15 protein-coding genes are annotated in these 16,172 nt (G+C 65.5%); 10 read left to right on the top strand and 5 right to left on the bottom strand.

Going from position 1 to position 16,172, the window contains the following annotated elements; translation table 11 throughout:
• The first annotated feature begins 13 nt into the window (after positions 1 to 13).
• Both J4O76_RS07975 and J4O76_RS07970 read left to right on the top strand, forming a co-directional pair.
• Positions 14 to 919, top strand: a complete 906-nt coding sequence (locus tag J4O76_RS07975; protein ID WP_426281222.1) for an SDR family oxidoreductase — start codon at positions 14 to 16, stop codon at positions 917 to 919.
• A 119-nt stretch (positions 920 to 1,038) separates the two neighbouring features.
• On the top strand, positions 1,039 to 2,595 hold the full coding sequence (locus J4O76_RS07970) for an amidase (RefSeq protein ID WP_426281221.1): 1,557 nt from the start codon (positions 1,039 to 1,041) through the stop codon (positions 2,593 to 2,595).
• 12 nt (positions 2,596 to 2,607) lie between these two features.
• Here the strand turns inward: J4O76_RS07970 and J4O76_RS07965 are convergent, their stop codons facing one another.
• The gene (locus J4O76_RS07965) at positions 2,608 to 3,882 is read right to left on the bottom strand and encodes an MFS transporter (RefSeq protein ID WP_426281220.1); all 1,275 of its coding nucleotides are present in this window, start codon (positions 3,880 to 3,882) and stop codon (positions 2,608 to 2,610) included.
• A 273-nt stretch (positions 3,883 to 4,155) separates the two neighbouring features.
• Here J4O76_RS07965 and J4O76_RS07960 point away from each other — a divergent pair, with 273 nt between their 5' ends.
• Both J4O76_RS07960 and J4O76_RS07955 read left to right on the top strand, forming a co-directional pair.
• Positions 4,156 to 5,268, top strand: a complete 1,113-nt coding sequence (locus J4O76_RS07960; protein ID WP_426281219.1) for a metallophosphoesterase family protein — start codon at positions 4,156 to 4,158, stop codon at positions 5,266 to 5,268.
• Positions 5,269 to 5,320: 52 nt separating this feature from the next.
• Positions 5,321 to 6,574 (top strand): arsenic transporter, encoded by a 1,254-nt coding sequence (locus J4O76_RS07955; protein ID WP_426281218.1) that lies wholly within the window; start codon positions 5,321 to 5,323, stop codon positions 6,572 to 6,574.
• A 22-nt stretch (positions 6,575 to 6,596) separates the two neighbouring features.
• Here the strand turns inward: J4O76_RS07955 and J4O76_RS07950 are convergent, their stop codons facing one another.
• Complete coding sequence (locus J4O76_RS07950; protein WP_426281217.1) at positions 6,597 to 7,910, bottom strand: amidohydrolase family protein; 1,314 nt, start codon at positions 7,908 to 7,910, stop codon at positions 6,597 to 6,599.
• Between the two features lie 187 nt (positions 7,911 to 8,097).
• Here J4O76_RS07950 and J4O76_RS07945 point away from each other — a divergent pair, with 187 nt between their 5' ends.
• From J4O76_RS07945 to J4O76_RS07930, 4 genes are all read left to right on the top strand, one after another.
• Positions 8,098 to 8,604, top strand: coding sequence for a 2Fe-2S iron-sulfur cluster-binding protein (locus J4O76_RS07945; RefSeq protein ID WP_426281215.1), 507 nt, complete (start codon positions 8,098 to 8,100; stop codon positions 8,602 to 8,604).
• Positions 8,601 to 9,587 carry an FAD binding domain-containing protein gene (locus J4O76_RS07940; protein WP_426281214.1) on the top strand — a complete coding sequence of 329 codons (987 nt, stop codon included), beginning with the start codon at positions 8,601 to 8,603 and terminating at the stop codon, positions 9,585 to 9,587. Before J4O76_RS07945 ends, J4O76_RS07940 begins: the two co-directional genes overlap by 4 nt.
• Positions 9,584 to 11,920 carry a xanthine dehydrogenase family protein molybdopterin-binding subunit gene (locus tag J4O76_RS07935; protein WP_426281213.1) on the top strand — a complete coding sequence of 779 codons (2,337 nt, stop codon included), beginning with the start codon at positions 9,584 to 9,586 and terminating at the stop codon, positions 11,918 to 11,920. The genes J4O76_RS07940 and J4O76_RS07935 overlap by 4 nt, the downstream gene beginning before the upstream one ends.
• A 78-nt stretch (positions 11,921 to 11,998) precedes the next feature.
• Positions 11,999 to 13,138 carry a nucleoside hydrolase gene (locus J4O76_RS07930; protein WP_426281211.1) on the top strand — a complete coding sequence of 380 codons (1,140 nt, stop codon included), beginning with the start codon at positions 11,999 to 12,001 and terminating at the stop codon, positions 13,136 to 13,138.
• Positions 13,139 to 13,236: 98 nt separating this feature from the next.
• Here J4O76_RS07930 and J4O76_RS07925 read toward each other — a convergent pair whose 3' ends face one another.
• The 3 genes from J4O76_RS07925 to J4O76_RS07915 form a co-directional block, all read right to left on the bottom strand.
• Positions 13,237 to 13,800, bottom strand: coding sequence for a hypothetical protein (locus tag J4O76_RS07925; RefSeq protein WP_426281210.1), 564 nt, complete (start codon positions 13,798 to 13,800; stop codon positions 13,237 to 13,239).
• Between the two features lie 1,200 nt (positions 13,801 to 15,000).
• Positions 15,001 to 15,255 carry a hypothetical protein gene (locus J4O76_RS07920; RefSeq protein ID WP_426281209.1) on the bottom strand — a complete coding sequence of 85 codons (255 nt, stop codon included), beginning with the start codon at positions 15,253 to 15,255 and terminating at the stop codon, positions 15,001 to 15,003.
• Positions 15,256 to 15,332: 77 nt separating this feature from the next.
• Entirely contained in the window at positions 15,333 to 15,494 is a 162-nt protein-coding gene (locus J4O76_RS07915) for a hypothetical protein (protein ID WP_426281208.1), read from the bottom strand.
• A 139-nt stretch (positions 15,495 to 15,633) separates the two neighbouring features.
• Here J4O76_RS07915 and J4O76_RS07910 point away from each other — a divergent pair, with 139 nt between their 5' ends.
• On the top strand, positions 15,634 to 15,840 hold the full coding sequence (locus J4O76_RS07910) for a hypothetical protein (protein ID WP_426281207.1): 207 nt from the start codon (positions 15,634 to 15,636) through the stop codon (positions 15,838 to 15,840).
• A gap of 103 nt (positions 15,841 to 15,943) precedes the next feature.
• Positions 15,944 to 16,168, top strand: a complete 225-nt coding sequence (locus tag J4O76_RS07905) for a hypothetical protein (RefSeq protein WP_426281206.1) — start codon at positions 15,944 to 15,946, stop codon at positions 16,166 to 16,168.
• Positions 16,169 to 16,172: the final 4 nt, after the last annotated feature.

Here is a 16,172-nt window from a genome sequence, read left to right as displayed (position 1 = left end):
TCGGAGAGTTTGGATGCGTGTATTTTTGACGGGTGCGACGGGCTTCATCGGGTCGCGTATCGTGCCGGAACTGCTGAGCGCCGGACATGAGGTCTTGGGTCTTACCCGGTCGGATGCCGGCGCGCGGTCGCTGGTAGAGGCTGGCGCCGACGTACATCGCGGTGATCTCGTCGATCTCGACAGCCTGCGCAGCGGAGCGGAGCAGGCCGATGCGGTGATCCACACGGCGTTCGACCACGAGTTCACCAACTTCGTCGCGAACTGCGAAAAGGACCGCCGCGTGATCGGCGCGATGGGGGATGTGCTCAAGGGGAGCGATCGTCCCTTGATCATCACGTCGGGTACCGGGATCGGCGATACCGGCCCGGGCAAGCCTGCGCTCGAGTCCGCGTTCAATCCCGATTATCCCAACCCGCGGATCGCGTCGGAAAAGGCGGGGCAGGCGCTGTTGGAGGCAGGCCTTGACGTCCGTGTCATGCGGCTCCCGCAGGTCCACGATACCGTCAAGCAGGGGCTGATCACGCCCTACATCGATATCGCGCGCGAGAAGGGCGTGGTCGCCTATGTCGGTGACGGCGCCAATCGCTGGCCCGCTGCGCACGTGCTGGACGTGGCGAAACTCTACGCGCTCGTCCTCGACAAGGGCGAGAAGGGCGCGCGGTACAATGCCGTTGCGGAGGAGGGCGTCAGCGCCCGGGCGATCGCCGAGGTGGTTGCGGCAGGGTTGGGCCTGCCCACGCTATCGTTGACCCAGGAGCAGGCGAACGATCATTTCGGCTGGTTCGGGATGTTCGCCTCGCTCGACATGCTCGCCTCCAGCGACTGGACGCGCGCGCAACTCGACTGGAACCCGACCGGTCCGGGATTGATCGCCGATCTGGAAGCGATGGACTATGCGCCGGGCCTAGTCGCAGCCTGACCGGGCATCCCGCTGGCGGCAGTTTATCGCCTGCCGTCAGCGGGATACGCGTCGAGCAGATGCCGCTTGCATCGGTGCACGGCTCGGGACCATCCTGCGACATTGTCTACGGGGGTCTCATGCGTCGTCTCATCACTGCGGTACTGCTTGCCTGCGTCGCCACGCCCGTTCTCGCCAAGACGGTGGTCGTCGAAGAAGTGTCGCTCGATCGGTTGAGGACGCTGATGAACGACGGCGCGGCGGGCAGCGTCGACATCACCCGGGCCTATCTCGCGCGGATCGCCGCGATGGATCGCAAGGGACCGGCGCTGCACAGCGTCCTCGCGGTCAATCCCGATGCGATCGCGCAGGCCAAGGCGCTCGATGCCGAACGCAAGGCGGGGCATGTGCGCGGTCCGCTGCACGGCATTCCGATCCTCATAAAGGACAATATCGAGACCGCGGATCTGCTGCCGACGACCGCGGGCAGCCTCGCATTGCGCGACAACATGACGCGCCGGGACGCGCCGCTGGTCGCCTATCTGCGCCGCGCGGGTGCGGTGATCCTCGGCAAGACCAACTTGTCGGAATGGGCGAACATCCGCTCGACCCATTCGATGAGCGGTTGGAGCGCGGTCGGCGGGCTGGTGCGCAACCCCTATGCGCTGGATCGGACCGCGTGTGGGTCTTCGTCGGGATCGGGAGCAGCGGTCGCCGCGAGTTTCGCCGCGGCGGCAATCGGTACCGAGACCGACGGTTCGGTCGTGTGCCCGTCGTCGCTGAACGGTCTGGTCGGGTTCAAGCCTTCGATCGGTCTGGTCAGTCGTACGCATGTCGTGCCGATCAGCCACAGCCAGGATACGCCGGGGCCGATGGCGCGCAGCGTCACCGACGTCGCGCTCCTGTTGTCGGGCATGGTCGGTGCGGATCCCGCGGACCGCGTGACGGCGGCGGCGGTGACCAGGGATTATGCCGCGGGACTCTCAGCCAGCGCGTTGTCCGGCATGCGGGTCGGCGTCGTCCGGCCCGACGGCATGTCCGCGGATCTAACCAGTCGCTACGCGGCGGCGCTGAACGTGCTGCGCGCAGCGGGTGCCGTGCTGGTCGAGGTAAAGACGCCGAAGCTCGACGGACTGGGCGAAGCGGAACTGATGGTCCTAAAAACCGAACTCAAGGCGGACCTGAACACCTATCTCGCGACCACGCCAGCGGCAGTACAGACGAAGACGCTGGGCGCGGTGATCAACTTCAACCGCGCGAACGCCGCGACCGAGATGCCGTTCTTCGCGCAGGAATTGTTCGAGGATGCGGACAAGACCAAGGGGCTCGACGATCCCGCGTACAAGGCCGCGCGCGCGACATCGCTTCGGCTGGCGGGCGCGCAAGGAATCGACGCGATGCTGCGTGCGGCGGGTGCGCAGATCCTAGTCGAGCCGACCTATGATGCGGCATGGCTGAGCGACCCAGTCTACGGCGATACCTACGCTGGACCCTCCGCCGCGACGTTGCCCGCGGTCGCCGGTTATCCGCATCTGACCGTACCGATGGGTCTCGTGCGGGGGTTGCCGGTCGGCCTGTCGTTCATCGCCACAAAGTACGCCGATCAGACCGTGCTGCGTGCCGGCTATGCCTATGAACAGCGTGCCAAGGCCCGGTCGGCGCCGCGGTATTTACCGACCATCGCCGTCGACCGGTGAGGCGAAGGGGGCTTACCCCGCCTTCTGCTTCGTCTCGGGCATCGCGAAGAAATAGAGCATGAATCCAGCGCCAGCCACGACGGCCAGGGTCAGGAAGCTCACGCTGTAGCCCGCCCAGACGATGATCGCGCCGGCCAGTGTCGCGGACAAGGCCGCACCCAGGCCCTGCGCACTCGCCACCGCGCCCTGGCTGACGTTGAAGCGCCCTGTCCCCTTGGTCAGGTCGGCGATCACGACCGGGAACAGCGCGCCGAAGATGCCCGCGCCGATGCCGTCCAGTGCCTGCACGCCGACCAGCCACCACGGGTTGTCCGACACGGTATACAAAGCGCCGCGCGCTGCGAGGAACCCGAAGGCGACGAGGAACAGCGGCTTGGTGCCCCATTTCTCGGTGTTGCGGCCGACCACGATTGCGACCGGTACCATCACAAGCTGCGCCGCGACGATGCACGCGGCGGTCAGCGACGTCGCCTGGTCCTTGCCGACGGTGCGCGCGAGCAACTGGCTGACCGACGTCAGCATCGCCGCGTTGGCGAGATGGAACAGGAACGCCGTCGCCGCGAAGATCATCAGCGGCTTGTTCTCGACCAGCGCCTTCCACCCGCTCGGCTCCTCGCAATCGTCCTCCGGCTCGCAATCGAGACCGCGCGCGACCGCGTTGTCGATGTCGTCGTTCTTGATCCGCGACGCGGTCACGATGCTCGCAACCGTCAGCGCGCCCATCAGGTAGAAGACGACGACCGGTCCGAACCTCCACGCGAGCACGCCAGCCAGCGCCGCCGACACGGCGTTGCCCGCGTGGTTGAACGCCTCGTTGCGACCGACGCGCTTGGCGAACAGTTTCGGGCCGACCAGCCCCAGCGTGATGGCGGAGATCGCCGGCGCGAATACAGCACCAGCGACCGCTGCGATCGACTGGGTTACCGCGACGGCTGTGAACCCGCTGACGATCGGCAACGAGACGCTGCTGAGCGTCACGAGCAGCGCGGCGATCATCACGATCCGCGGCTTGTTCCGGCTGCGATCGATGAGGCCGCCCGCGGGCGTCTGCGAGATCAGGCCGACAATCCCGGCGATCGTCAGGATCATCCCCACCGTCGCTTCGTTCCAGCCATGCGCAGGCCCACGCACTGCGACTAGGTAGATGGCGAGGTACGGCCCGAGCCCATCGCGAACGTCGGCAAGGAAGAAGTTCAGCGCGTCGAGCGTCTTCTTGGGTGCGGATGTAGCGTCCGACCCGCCCTTGGCCTTGCCGCTGTTGGCGGATGCCGTGTCCGTCGTGGCCATGAGAATTCCCTGAATATCGGTGTAGTCGAACGCGGTGCCCTGCGGGAAACCTGCGCGCCGTCGGATCGCTAAAGCTGCGGCACCGGGCAAAGTTTCCACGCCGCGGAAATATTGTTCGGCCTGATATTATCCAGTGAAGTCAAAAGCTAAACCGAAACTGAACGAGCCCGTTAAGTCTCAAATCATGAAGTTATTGTCACGGAACGATGAACCCTTAGCCTCGCTATGGGCTGCATCGGCGGATCATCTGCCACACGACTTGAAAGAGCTTTAATGACAGGATGCCTGACCTGGATTCACTTTGGCGATCTGCATGTCGACGAGGCCGATGGGTATGAAGGACTGTCTCGGTTTCGCACGCTGATCGCTAGCGCCGAGGCCCATCTGGGCGACGCGGTCGACTTCGCACTGTTGCCCGGCGACAATGCCAATCACGGTACCGACGACCAATATGCGCGGATTGCGGACGCGATGACGGGGCTGTCGCTGCCGTGGCACGTGCTGGCAGGCGATCATGATTTCGAACCCGGCGACCTGACCGCGATTCGCGCGATCACCGCGAAGATGGCGCCCTATGCAGAGACGATCGCGGGTTATCGCTGCCTGTTCCTCGATATCGTCTCGGCGGGGAAGGGCGGTCCCGACTTCCGGATCGACCCGGCCCAGCGTGCCTGGATAGAACGCGAACTGAGCACCGCTGCGGTGGCTGGCGAACCGGTCGCGGTGTTCATGCATGCCTATCCCGGCGACCTGCGCGATGATCCCGACGGTATCGCCGGGCTGTTCGCCGCGCACCGCGTCGCGTTCGTCGACACCGGGCACACGCATTACAACGAGCTGCTCAACGACGGCCGCGTGATCTACGGCGCGACCCGCTCGACCGGCCAGATCGAGGAGGGCGCACCTGGTTTCTCGATCGTCACGCTCGACGACGGCGTGCCGAGCTGGCGGTTCCAGGCGATCGACGATCCCTGGCCGCTCGTCCAGATCACCAGCCCCGCCGACCGCCGCCTGATCACCGACCCAGCGCGCGCCGACAACGTGCCCGGCAGCGCCTTCACGGTCCGCGCGAAGATATTCGGCGCCGCAGATACAGTATCGCTGCACGTCGATGACGGCCAAGCCATCCAGATTACGCGCGTCGACGGAGTGCCCTCGCTCTGGAACGCCTCGGTCGACGGCATAGCCGATGGCCTCCACCGTCTCGCCGTCCGTTGTGACGGGACCGAGGACCGGATCGAGATCCTCGTCCGCAACACAGGACCACGACCGAAGCGCAATCCTCCCGTAGCGCTAGGCCGCGACGTGAACGCGATCGGTGCTTGGCTCGATCGTGGTATCGACGGCGCGCAACGCGGCCCGAACAAGAACGGACTCGATTGGTGAATACGGCAACGATGACGATGGTCCCGCGTCTCAACTCGCGGATGCCCGCGGCATGACGCTCCACACCTACGCGATCTGGGCGATCTGCTTCGTCGCGACGTTCGGCGTTATCACGCGTCCGTTCAAGCTGCCCGAAGCGGTTTGGGCGGTCGCGGGCGCTGCGGTGCTGCTCGTGTTCGGGCTGATGTCGCCCGCTGCTGCATGGGCGGCGGTGCTGAAGGGTGGCGACGTCTATTTGTTCCTGATCGGCATGATGCTGCTATCCGAGGTCGCCCGCGAGCAGGGGCTGTTCGACTGGGTCGCCGAGCACGCGGTGCGGCTTGCAAAGGGATCGACCAGCCGCCTGTTCGCGCTGGTTTTCGGCGTCGGCATCGTCGTCACGACCTTCCTCTCGAACGACGCGACCGCAGTGGTGCTGACCCCCGCCGTCTACGCCGCGGCGAAGAAGGCGAAGGCCGACCCGCTGCCGATGCTGTTCGCCTGCGCGCTGATCGCCAATGCGGCGAGCTTCGTGCTGCCGATCTCCAACCCGGCGAACCTCGTGCTGTACGGTGGCGAAATGCCGTCGCTCGGGGCGTGGATGGCGTCGTTCGCGCTGCCGTCGTTGGTGTCGATCGGCGTTACCTTCCTCATGCTGCGCTGGGTCGAGCGCGAGCGGCTTACCGGGCAGTGCGAGACAGTCGTCGAGACCGGCACGCTGCCGCGTGGCGGCAAGATCGCGCTCGGCGGGATCGTCGCGACCGCAGTTCTGCTGATCGCCGCGTCGGCGCAGGGGTATGAGTTAGGACTGCCGACCTGCCTTGCTGGTATCGCGACGATGGCCGCGATCTGCATCGGGGAGCGCAAGTCGCCGTTTACGACGCTAGGCTCGGTATCCTGGGCGGTGCTGCCGCTGATCGCGGGCCTGTTCGTGCTTGTCGAGGCACTGGCGAGCACCGGCGTTATCACGATGCTGGCGCGCTGGCTTGCGGCGGGTGCGGCGCAAACGCCGTCGACGACCGCAGGCGTTGCGGGGACGATCCTGGCATTCGGTTCGAACCTGATGAACAACCTTCCGGCTGGACTGATCGCCAGCACCACGTTGCAACAGGCCCACGTTCCGCAGATCGTCACCGACGGCCTGCTGATCGGCGTCGATCTCGGCCCGAACCTGTCGATCACCGGCTCGCTAGCCACCATCCTCTGGCTGACCGCGATCCGCCGCGAGGGCGAGGACGTCGGCTTCTGGCGATTCCTGAAGGTCGGCGCGGTGGTGATGCCGCCAGCGCTGTTCGCCGCTCTCGGCGCGCGCATGCTAATCGGCTGAGCGCGCGCTGAGCGGCGGCCAATCAGATGCCGGTCGCAGGCGTCTTGGCGACCGTCCCACGGTGCATGACGAACTCGACGTGTTCCAGCCGCGTGACGTCCTGCAGCGGAGACCCCGCAACGGCGATGATGTCCGCGGTCTTGCCAGGTGCGAGCGTGCCGATGTCGTCGCGCCCGAGCAGGTCTGCGGCCCCCACCGTGGCGGCGGCGATCGCCTGGGTCGGGGTGAGCCCGTTCCTGACCATCAGCGCGAACTCGGTGGCGTTGTCGCCGTGCTTCGACACGCCGGTATCGGTGCCGAACGCGACCTTGACCCCCGCAGCATAGGCGCGGCGGTGGCTGGCCGCCATCGCCGCGGCCGCCGCCTCGGCCTTGACGATCGTCGCCGGCGGCAATGCACCGCCGCGTGCCTGGGCCAGTGCCGCGACGGGTGCGATCTCGGTCGGCACCAGATAGGCGCCCTTGGTCTTGAACAGCCGGATCGTCTCGTCGTCGAGGAACGTGCCGTGCTCGATCGAGTCCACACCGGCTTCCAGCGCGGCCTTCGTGCCCTCGGCGGCATGGCTGTGCGCAGCGACCTTGCGGCCGAGCGCATGCGCAGTCTCGATGATCGCGCGCATCTCCTCCGGCGTCATCGCACGGCCGAGGCCGCCGCTGACGTTCGACAGCACGCCGCCGGTCGCCGCGAACTTGATGACTCGCGCGCCCAACGCGACCTGCGCGCGCACGGCGCGGCGGCAATCGTCGGGGCCGTCGCACAGGTTCATTTCTTTCGCGTGCACCATGTCCGCGAACTCCTCCGCCAGCCCGTTGCCGCCGTCGCCGTGCCCGCCCGTCACCGAGATCATCTCGCCGGCATTGGTGATGCTCGGCCCTTCGACGGTACCGGCATCGATCGCATCGCGCAGCGCCCGGATACCGCGCGGATCGCCGCCCAGGTCGCGAACCGAGGTGAAGCCTGCCGCCAGCGTCGTGCGGGCGTTGGCAACCGCGGTCATCTCGTCGTCGAACCGATCGCGGTTGAGCGCTTCCAGCCGCGCGCGCATCGGATCGCCGCCGATGCCCCAGAGATGGACGTGCATGTCGACCATCCCGGGCAGTACGAACGCGGTACGCAGGTCGATCAGCCTTGCCCCCTGTTCCGGCGTGACGAAGCCATCGCGCAGCTCGACGATCTTCCCGTCGCGGACGATGATCGTGGTGTTGCCGCGCGGTGCCTGGCCGGGCCGGTCGAGCACAGTGCCCGCCTGGATATAGGTCGTGGTCGACGGCTTGCCCTGCGCCATTACCGGTGCCGCGACGATTGCCGTCAGCCCGATCATCCATGCCTTGATCATCACATTCTCCCCCTTTGATGCGTGATGCTCGCCGATGCGCGACGCGGCGGCAAGAGGGCATCGATCTATCTTCACGATCGCACCGCCAGGCGCTTGGCAGACCCCGCCGGGCGCGACTATACCGCTCGGTACTGAAATACGGACTCGGCGGTTGCAACGACACCGCCGGCTCAACAGGAGAGTGGCGATGTCGATACTTATCAACGGGTCAGCGGTGGCGCTGCCCGACGATCCCCGTGTCTCGCTGCTCGATCTGTTGCGCGAGGGGCTGCATCTGGCCGGTACCAAGAAGGGCTGCAACCAGGGCGCGTGCGGCGCCTGTACCGTGCTCGTCGATGGCGAGCGGATCGTGTCCTGCCTCGCGCTCGCGGTGCAGTATGACGGGCGCAAGGTAACGACGATTGAGGGGCTGGCCGACGGCGATGCGCTGCATCCGTTGCAGCAGGCGTTCATCGATCACGACGGCTTCCAGTGCGGCTATTGCACGCCCGGCCAGATCTGTTCGGCGGTCGGCATGGCGGCGGAGGCGAAGCGCGGCGTGCCGAGCCATGTCAGCGCCGATCTCACCGCCGACGTGACGCTGACCCGCGAGGAATTGCAGGAGCGGATGAGCGGCAATCTGTGCCGCTGCGGCGCGCACAACGGGATCATCGACGCGATCCGCGAAACCGTGGCAGCGGAGATGGCGGCATGACCCCCTTCACCTATGCACGGGCCGAAGACGCGGCCGACGCGCTCCGGCTCGGGCAGGCGAATGCGACGGCCTATCTCGGCGGCGGCACCAATTTGGTCGACCTGATCCGCGAGACTGTCGCCAAGCCAAGCGCGCTGGTCGACGTGACCGGACTGTCGAACGAGATCGAGGAGACCGAGGGCGGTGGGCTGATGATCGGCGCGGCGGTCCGCAACACCGCGCTGGCCGAGCATCTGGCGGTGCGGACGCGCTATCCGGTACTGTCGCGCGCGATCCTGGCGGGAGCGTCGGCACAGATCCGGAACATGGCGACGGTCGGCGGCAACCTGCTCCAGCGGACCCGGTGCACCTATTTCTACGACACCGACGGATCGCGCTGCAACAAGCGCGCGCCGGGGTCGGGCTGCGACGCGATCGAGGGTTTCACGCGGGGACACGCCATTCTCGGCGCGTCGTCGGCGTGCGTCGCGACGCACCCGTCGGACATGTGCGTGGCGCTCGCTGCACTCGATGCGACCGTACATCTGCACGGGCGGGGTGGGGCACGGACCTTGCCCTTCACCGAGCTTCATCGGCTGCCGGGCGATCATCCCGAGTTCGATACCGTGCTCGAGCCGGGCGAACTCATCACCGCGATCGAACTGCCGCCGCTGAATTTCGCGGCCAACTCGACCTATCGCAAGGTGCGCGACCGGGCGAGTTACGCCTTCGCGCTGGTCTCGATCGCAGCCGCGCTGGAGATCGATGGCGGCGTCATCAAGGACGTACGGATCGCGCTCGGCGGGGTCGCGCACAAGCCGTGGCGCGCGTCGAAGGCTGAGGCGGCCTTGCGAGGCGGCCCCGCGACCGAGGAGGCGTTCCTCGCCGCTGCCGTCGCCGAGATGGCGGACGCCGTGCCGCTGCGCGACAACGGTTTCAAGATCGCACTGACCAAGCGCACCCTCGTCGCCGTCCTTGGCGACCTTGCCGGAGCAGCAGCATGAGCATCGTCGATACGGTCAAGGAAACCGCGCAGGGCCTGGTCCAGGGCGCAATAAGCAAGCTGGTGCCGCTCGCTCCCGACAGCTGGGTTCCGGGCGGCGTGCCCGATCCGCTGATCCGCCAGCAGCACGGGCTGATCGGTACGTCGGTCTCGCGGCTCGATGGCCCGCTCAAGGTGCGCGGTGCGGCAACCTTCGCGGCCGAGTTTCCGCTGGAGAACATGGTCTACGCTGCGCTCGCCTATGCCACGATTCCGCGCGGGCGGATCGCGGCGATCGATACCGCGGCTGCGGAGGCGGCGCCGGGCGTCGTGGTAGTGATGACGCACCTGAACGCGCCCCGGATGAACCCGCCCGCGGTGTTCGGCTCTTCCCCCACAGCGGCGGGACCGGCGGACCTGCCGGTCATGCAGGACGACCGCGTTCACTGGAACGGCCAGCCGATCGCGGTCGTGCTCGCCGAGACGCAGGAGCAGGCCGATCATGCCAAGTCGCTGATCGTCGCGACCTACGCGGCCGAGCCTTCGACGACGTCGCTCGCTGCAGCCAAGGCTGAAGGACCCAAGCAGGGCCTGTTCATGGGCCAGCCGTTGCTCAACGAGATCGGCGACGCGGATGCGATGCTGGCAGCGGCGCCGCACAAGGTCGATCAGGTCTATCGCACGCCGCGTCACAATCACAACGCGATCGAGCCGCATGCCGCGACGATCGCGTGGATCGGCGACGAATTGGTCGTCCACGACGCGACGCAGCTCGTCACCGCAGAGGCGCAGACGATCGCCGACGTGTTCGACTTAAAGGCGGCACAGGTGCGCGTCACATCGCCGTTCGTCGGCGGCGGGTTCGGTGGGAAATGCCTGTGGGATCATCAGATCCTCGGCGCCGCGGCGGCCAAGCTCGCTGGGCGCCCGGTCCGCATCGCTCTGTCGCGCGAGGGCGTGTACCGCGTCGTCGGCGGCCGTACGCTGACCGAGCAGCGGGTCGCGATCGGCGCGGACGCGGATGGTCGCTTCAAGGCGCTGGTCCACACCGGCATCGCCGCGATGACCCCGCACAACAACATGCCCGAACCGTTCATCCTCGGCACGCGCGGCGGCTATGCGGCGGACAGCTTCAAGCTGTCCGTCGAGACGGTCACGATGAACATGCTCGCCAACACCTTCATGCGCGCACCCGGCGAGGCGGTCGGCACGTTCGCACTGGAGTCGGCGATCGACGAGCTGGCGGTCGAACTCGACATGGACCCGATCGCGCTACGCATCCGCAACGAGCCGGACAGGGATCCGACCACGGGCTTGCCATTCTCGTCACGCCACATCGTCCAGGCGTGGCGGAGTGGTGCTGAGCGGTTCGGCTGGAGCGACCGTCGTGCTGAGCCGGGAACACGTCGCGACGGCGAGTGGCTGATCGGCATGGGCTGCGCGACCGGGACCTATCCCTATTACCGTATGCCAGGCGCTGCCGCACGGATCACGCTGAGTCGTGACGGGCATGCCCTTGTCGAGATCGCCGCGCATGAGATGGGCATGGGGACGTCCACGACGACCGCGATGGTCGCCGCCGATCGCCTCGGGCTACCGCTGGACCGGGTGTCGGTCGGCTATGGCGATTCGATCATTCCCGGCGCGATCCTGGCCGGTGGATCGCAGCAGACCGCGGCGATCGGCGCCGCCGTGATCGCCGCGCATCATGCGCTGGTCGCCGAACTGCTGAAGCTCGCGGGCAATGATTCGCCACTCGCAGGCCTGTCGCCCGACGAGGTCGGCAGCGAGGATGGCGGACTGACCAAGCTCGACGATCCGACCCGCCGCGAGAGCTATGTCTCGATCCTCGAACGGGCGCAGCGCGAGAGCGTCGTCGTCAGCGAAGAAGCGTCGCAGCCGCTCGAACTGATGCACTGGTCGATGCATTCGCACAGCGCGCTGTTCTGCGAGGTCCGCGTCAACGCGGTCACCGGCGAGACGCGCGTCAGCCGCTTCCTGGGCGCATTCGATTGCGGGCGTATCCTCAATCCCAAGACCGCGCGCAGCCAGTTCCGCGGCGGGATCGTCATGGGCCTCGGCATGGCACTGATGGAGGAGACGCAGTTCGACGAGCGCAATGGCCGCATCATGAACCCGAGCCTCGCCGAATATCACGTGCCCGTGCACCTCGACGTGCCTGAGATCGACGTGATCTGGACCGACATCGCCGACCCGCACACGCCGATGGGCGCGCACGGCGTGGGCGAGATCGGCATCACCGGCGTTGCCGCGGCGGTGGCGAACGCGATCTACAACGCCACCGGCAAGCGCGTGCGCGACCTGCCGATCACGCTGGACAAGGTGCTGATCTGATCGGAGAGCGTGACCGGTCGGTTCCGCGCGGCCTTTACATGAGGCGACGGGCTAGCCGGTCAGGCAGGGAATTGCGCGATGGCCTTTCGTTTCTTCTCTACGGTCGGCCTCGGTCTGCTGGCTTTCGCGATGCCCGTCGCCATCGCGGCGAAGGGAGCGCCAGCCAAGCGGCTCGTCCTGATCGATGACGATGTCGTCGGTCTGAACGGCGCGCCCGCGTTGCTGCTCCAGGCACCGGGCGTCGAGGTACTGGGGATCACCACGACCAGTGGTTCGGTCTGGCGCGATACCGCTACGGCCTATGCGTTGCGGACCGTCGAAATCCTCGGGCGGACCGACGTACCGGTGGTGCCGGGCGCAACCTATCCGCTGGTGAACAGCGAGGCTGCGACCGAGCGGTGGGAGGGGCTCTACGGGCGGCTCGAGTTCAAGGGACCTTGGACGGAGCCCGCGTCCGCCGGCGCGGGCCAGTCCACCCCCGGGACACCGTCGCCTTCGGTCGTGCCCAGCCTGCCGATCGGCGATCCCGTCACCAAGCCGTCCGGCGAGATCGCCGCCGCGTTCCTCGTCCGCATGGTCCGCGCGCACCCGCACCAGATCACGCTGTTCGCCACCGGTCCGATGACCAACATCGCGCTCGCGCAAAGCCTCGACCCGAGCTTCGCCGCGAACGTGAAGGAACTCGTCTACATGGGCGGCAGCCTCAATCCGCAGCAGTGTCTCGACACGCCCGCCGCCGCAGAGTTCGCGCGCGAGTTCGTCAATACGCCCCGGCGCGAGTTCAACATCCGCTGGGATCCCGAAGCCGCACGGATCATGGCGCACGGCGCGTGGCCGAAGGTGACGATGGTCCCGATCGACCCGTCGACGGGCACGCAGTGGACGCGGGGTTTCCTCGACAGCCTCAAGCCGGCCCGCACGGCGCTCACCGATGCACTACAGACCGGGCTCGAACCGGGGTTTCCGATGTGGGACGAGATCGCGGCGATGGCCTGGCTGGAGCCGGCCATCGTCACGCGCGCCGAGACGCTCTACATCGATTTCGACACGAGCCAGACCGCCGGATACGGCGATACCCTGTCGTGGCACGACGCATACCGCCCACATCTCGGCGAACGCGCGCAGACCGTCGTACTTCGCGTCGACCGTGAGAAGATGGAGGCGGCAATGCGCGCGCTCTACACAAGACCTCTGAAGCGTGAACCGGCATCGCGGTAGCGACGTCGACCCGACAAGGACATTCGCCCCCTAGGGCGTCCCCCGGACGGAACATACGGAACTACCGACGCCCTTCGCCCGATATCCGAGAGCAGGTGTCACTCTTGGGACGCGCGCCACCGACGCACGGCTTCCTCATACGCCTGCTTTTGCCCGCGCAGCGCGTCCTTCGCAGCCTCGATGCTGGAGGACCGAACCTGCTCCAAAGCGCGACGATCCCGCGCAAGCGCAGCCTCGCGTTCGGCGAGATCTTTCTTCTTCCGGTCAAAATCTGCTTGTAACGACGTCAAAGCCTCCTCAGCCGCATCAAGCTCGTCGCGTTTCGGCCGCGGCTTGGGTTTGGGTTTAGCCTGAGGTTTCGCGGCAGGTTTCGGATCGGCATCGGCATCGGCATCGCGCGGCGCGGCAGGCGCCCGCTGTTCGGGCAGCGCCGCAATCTGTTCAGCGGTCGTCCCACGCGAATGCTTCACGACCGTACCAGGGGAGACCAGTGGTTCCGCCATCAACGCGGGATCTGTGACCTGCTCGGCAATGCCCCGCGCGAACAAGTCGCGGTCGCTACCCCACGCCTCCAGTGCCGCCTTCTGACTCGGCGCAGCGACATACGCATCGTAGAAACCCGCTACGGTCCGGTACACCTTCAACTTCTGGACACGCGCCATGCCAACCGATAGCGCGACGCGCCGCTCTGCGGAAGTTGCCTGACGCAGGCCACTCGCCGATGCGACCAATCGGTGCCAGTATCTAGCGCTATAAGAAAATGGTGGACGCACTTGGGCTCGAACCAAGGACCCGCTGATTAAGAGTCAGCCGTTTTTCCAATGTTTTCAATGCCGTCTCCGACATATTCCGCATCCGTACCATGCTACCCTACCGAGGGGTGGCTTCATTTGTCGGAATGGGTTCGGGGTTCCGGAAAGTTGAGCAGCCGCATAAAACAAGCCCGTCAGCGTTGGGTTATTCGCCCACTGGTCAGACGTACCGCACTCGTCTTGCAGCGAATTTCTGGGTTTAGTCCGTCGGCCTTGCCAAGCGCGAATTAGACAACAAGAATGACCTACCAACGACTCGTTGGCATGGGAGTGTGAAGATGATGAACAAGCGTTCAAGTCGGACCGCAGCGGCAATTTTTGCTACCGTTGCGCTAACATCCATCCAAAGTACGGCTGCCACCGCTCAGTACGAGAAGGGATGCCAGTATTATGCCGTTACGACATGCGCCGGCGATAAATGGCAAGGGCTCGGCTACAGCTCGCGTGCTCAATGTTATCAGGTCGAGCGCGCTGTATGTGAGAATGGGGGGCCGATCGATGCCGCTCAATTCAAGGCGGAGCGGACTCTTTCGTTTCCCACAACTCTTTTAGCTAACTAGACGATATCATGAGGCGGGGCGTCTCAGCTGAGGCTGCGGCGCCCAACCGTCCCTTGCTAGGTCAAAATTCTCAGCTGTGCGTTGCGGCGCGGAATATCAGACTAGGCGGCATACTCCGGCCTTTCCTCATCAGGATAGAACGCGGTTGCGATCCCGGCGATCGTAGGACAATCGTTCGTCATGAGCATCACGGTCAATGGCATGGATGTCGTCACATTAGACGATGCAGCAATCATTCGCCTCGTAGCCGAAGCGATACGTCAGACGCGACCGCCCTGGTACGAGCGCGCGCCTTTCTCCTATATATTGGGCGGGGCGGGCGCATTGCTTGTCGGAGTAGGGGGAGACGGCATCGCTCACTACCTGGGATGGTCGTAATTACCCGTAATTAGGCACCCCACTCCGGACCCTCCTCATCAGGATAGAACGCGTGGGGATCGCGGCCGGAAGATGGACTCACCTCGAGCAAATGCCGCCCCGGCCGCCTCAATTACCGTGCTAGTGATGCCTGGTATCGCCTGAACAGGTCGGAAAGCCGGTTGAGGGCGTCGCCTTCGATCTCAGTGACGTTGCCGCGGCCATCACCAAGGTCAATCGGGTCATCGATCGTCACAGAAGCTCGGGTCTTATCCGATGCCGACAGCGCTTTATAAGCAGCAGGAACGGCGTTCAGGGTCGTCTTGATGCCTACGTCACGCGAGGGATCGTGCATCGTGCAGGTCTGGGTCCACGAGAAATCGGACATTCAAGCTCTCCGGGCGATTGATACTTCAGCTTGGCCCGACCCACTGCGCATCGCAATGCTGATCGCAGCGAAGCCAGTTAGGCAGTGCCAGCTAGTTCCGCCTCGAGGGCGTCAGCGGACCGGTCGAGCGCAAGAGCAACCTGCTCAATCGCCTCGCTCAGCACGGTTCCTGTCATGTGCGAGTGAAGGTCACGGTATTCCTGTGCCTGTTGGCGCATCTGCTCCGGTGTCTTGGTCATGCGGCTAAAATAGTTCTGCGACCTTTACGGAACATGACCCGTTGCGATCAGCACCCGCTGTCAAACATACTACGCCGTCTTAACATCATGCGGGACCGTTTCGGGTCGATGACCGTTCCCCGGCAACGGGAGAAACAGAATGGCTGACGTACTGAGACCGAATGAGTTCGAGATCACAGCTTTCGAGGGGAGGGTGCTGGTCGAGGCACCCGGTATCGTCGCCACGCTTGATATCGACGCAGCCTCTTTGTTTTCAGACCGACTGCTTGCGGCGTGCGGGTCAGCACGGTTGCAGCAGCATGCTGCGGTCGGCCAGGCGCCGAACGCAGGGTCCTCCTCACCCTGATGAAAGGTAGGCAATAGGCAAATCGTACGATGGTAGAGCTGACGAGGTTGACAGCGCTTTGTAAGAAAGTTCTCATGTCGCTCTCACGACTCGGGAGATAGTCATGTTCAATAAAGTTCTGACGGCAGCCGCCCTTGCAGCGTTTTGTGCCGTCGGGGTTACCGCGCCCGTTCAAGCACAGGGGAAGAAGCAGGAGTCGCGGGTCGTCCGGTATACGGACGAAAGTTATACTCAGATCTCTGGGCAATCGATCCGGTTCTGTGATGGGACGTTCTTCAAGAACGGCACGCCGACCCTTTACGAAGAAGAGACTTATTACGGCTGCTAACCGC

Origin of the sequence: Sphingomonas sp. NFX23 (genome assembly GCF_049887795.1) — a bacterium.
Taxonomy (GTDB): Bacteria; Pseudomonadota; Alphaproteobacteria; order Sphingomonadales; family Sphingomonadaceae; genus Sphingomonas.
The sequence above is the reverse complement of the archived record's forward strand: the minus strand, read 5'-3'. Positions and strand labels throughout refer to the sequence as shown.